The sequence below is a fragment of the Alteromonas sp. AMM-1 genome (assembly GCF_047290655.1).
Lineage (GTDB): Bacteria > Pseudomonadota > Gammaproteobacteria > Enterobacterales > Alteromonadaceae > Alteromonas > Alteromonas mangrovi.
In genome coordinates this window covers 1-2,217 of record NZ_JBLBUE010000272.1, presented here as the reverse complement: position 1 = coordinate 2,217, position 2,217 = coordinate 1, and the positions used below count along the sequence as shown (strand labels likewise).

Below are 2,217 nucleotides of genomic sequence, written 5' to 3'. Positions count from 1 at the left end.
GTTGCACTTGCGTATCTGAAACTGCAAAACGGGGTGGATGCAAAGCGAATTGGCGTAGTCGGGTTTAGTCAGGGCGGCTTAATTGCACAACTGCTGCTTGCACAACAGCCCGATATTAAAAGTTTTGTGGCATGGTCGTCCGTAGCCTCCGACGGCATTGGGCCGTTTGCTGAGATGTTTGAAACACTGTACATGACGGCAAAAAAGCAGGGCAACGTATTACAGCACTATGGTTGGCGTTCACCGCTATTGATCAGTCTGGATTGGTTTGAGCAGGTTAAAGTGAATACTTCACTTACCGACATGCAACGTTATAGAGGGTCGTTGCTGGCGATTGCCGGTACTAACGACACCGTCGTTCCGCCGGTGGCAGCGTCAAGACTTATCAATGCAGCGGGGAGTGAAGTTGCCAGAGCCGTTATTATTAAAGGCGCAGATCACATATTTAATGTGTTGGATAATAATGCCAATCAGGATGAGCAATTGTTAGACATTACTACGGAATGGTTTGAAGAGGCGTTGTAAAACGCCTCTGAACACGAATACTTGAATTGCAGTAGATATTGATGAAACGCAAGCAGGCAAGGGCAGGAGCTAGGCTTTGTGCTTCATTACCCGTTCTTTCTGGCGATCCCAGTCGCGGTCTTTAATGGTGTCGCGCTTATCGTGAGTTTGCTTACCTTTGGCTAAGTAAATCTCTAGCTTAACCCAACATTTCTTCCAATACATTGCCGTAGCCACAATCGAGTAGCCCTGACGGTCGCGCGCTCCCATTAACCTGTCGAGTTCGCGCTTATTTAGCAAGAGTTTGCGAGCGCGTTCCGGTTCACAAATAACGTGGGTGGAGGCTTGGTTCAAAGGCGTGATCCGGCTTCCTACTAAATAGGCTTCACCGTTTTGGATAATCACATAGGTGTCTTTGATGTTGACTCTGCCATCGCGAATACTCTTGAGCTCCCATCCCTGTAGCGAAATGCCAGCTTCAAATTTGTCTTCGAGGAAATAGTCGTGACGCGCCTTTTTATTAAGGGCGATAGTACCTGTGGATTGTTTGGATGCATTCTTTTTCATGCGCGCTATTATACTGATTGTGTTGCGCTTGTCTCGTTTTTCGTGAGTGCGTAAATAAATATTTGTATGAGATAACCCTTCCTTTTCTGCCGCATTTCCCCTCACTTATGGAATGTGCGCAACGGTGATTTTTTGTGGTAGACTCCGCCAACCGTGTTACCTAAATAAAAGAGCTATGCCAACAATTCAGCGAAGCGCATTGGTAGCTTACAGCGCGCAGGCCATGTTTGATCTGGTTAATGATGTGAATGCTTATTCGCAGTTTTTACCGGGTTGTTCAGACAGTAAAATAATCAGTCAGCAGGGCAATGCCATGCAAGCCTCCTTATTAATCGCCAAAGCCGGTATTAAACAGTGGTTTACAACAGAAAATCATCTGGATCCCGCTAAGAGTATACAAATGACGCTGGTAGACGGACCCTTTAAAAAGCTGCAAGGTGGCTGGACGTTTTCTGAATTGTCAGACTCTGCATGTAAAATAGAGCTTAATCTGCAGTTTGAGTTTAAAAACCGGATGGTTGAACTGGCATTTGGTAAGATTTTCAACAGTCTGGCAGAAAGCATGGTTAAAGCGTTCACCCAACGGGCAAAGGTAGTTTACGCATAATGGATGATCTGATTAACGTTGAAGTAGCCTATGCTACGCCAGCAAAACAATCACTGATTGAATTAACCGTACCCGCAGGTTCAACGGTTGAACAGGTGATTCGGGCTTCGGGTGTACTGGATATTCACCCGGAGATCGAATTGGCTACCGCCAGTGTGGGTGTGTGGAATCGGGTAGTAAAACCATCGGTAGAAGTGAAAAACGGTGACAGGGTGGAAGTGTACCGCCCGCTGATTGCCGACCCCAAAGAAGTGCGTAAACGTCGGGCTGAAAAGGCCATTCAGGAAGGACGGGCCGATAAGGTAACCGGTGGCCGCCCAAATCCACTTAAAGCCAACGCGAAAGATTAGTCGTGACGATCGGTAAGTGTACCTACCGCTAAAACCGGGGAGGCGTCGATTTGTTCGGCGTCCATCATGGCCGCTATGCGTTGCATGGTGGCAATCATCTGACTTCGTTCCCATTCAGCCAACTGACTAAAACGTTCTACAAAATGATCCTGAAGGGGACGAGGTGCGCTTTCCACCGCCTGCTGGCCT

Annotated in this window: 4 protein-coding genes and 1 pseudogene; 3 read left to right on the top strand and 2 right to left on the bottom strand. The window is 47.5% G+C overall.

Annotated features, from left to right (window positions below; all coding sequences use genetic code 11):
- The coding region (locus tag ACLR2L_RS19995) for an alpha/beta hydrolase family protein (RefSeq protein ID WP_413370756.1) at positions 1–525 on the top strand (525 nt) is incomplete at its 5' end.
- Positions 526–594: 69 nt separating this feature from the next.
- Here the strand turns inward: ACLR2L_RS19995 and smpB are convergent.
- Positions 595–1,071: an SsrA-binding protein SmpB gene (smpB, locus tag ACLR2L_RS19990; protein WP_140956795.1), complete on the bottom strand. Its 477-nt coding sequence runs from the start codon at positions 1,069–1,071 to the stop codon at positions 595–597.
- Positions 1,072–1,246: 175 nt separating this feature from the next.
- Here smpB and ACLR2L_RS19985 point away from each other — a divergent pair, with 175 nt between their 5' ends.
- A complete protein-coding gene (locus ACLR2L_RS19985; RefSeq protein WP_140956796.1) occupies positions 1,247–1,678 on the top strand; it encodes a type II toxin-antitoxin system RatA family toxin in 432 nt (143 codons plus the stop codon).
- Complete coding sequence (locus ACLR2L_RS19980) at positions 1,678–2,028, top strand: RnfH family protein (protein WP_140956797.1); 351 nt, start codon at positions 1,678–1,680, stop codon at positions 2,026–2,028. Before ACLR2L_RS19985 ends, ACLR2L_RS19980 begins: the two co-directional genes overlap by 1 nt.
- Here ACLR2L_RS19980 and ACLR2L_RS19975 read toward each other — a convergent pair.
- Positions 2,025–2,217 (bottom strand): annotated as a pseudogene (locus ACLR2L_RS19975) (MarR family transcriptional regulator); the annotation flags it as partial. The gene ACLR2L_RS19980 and the pseudogene ACLR2L_RS19975 overlap by 4 nt on opposite strands.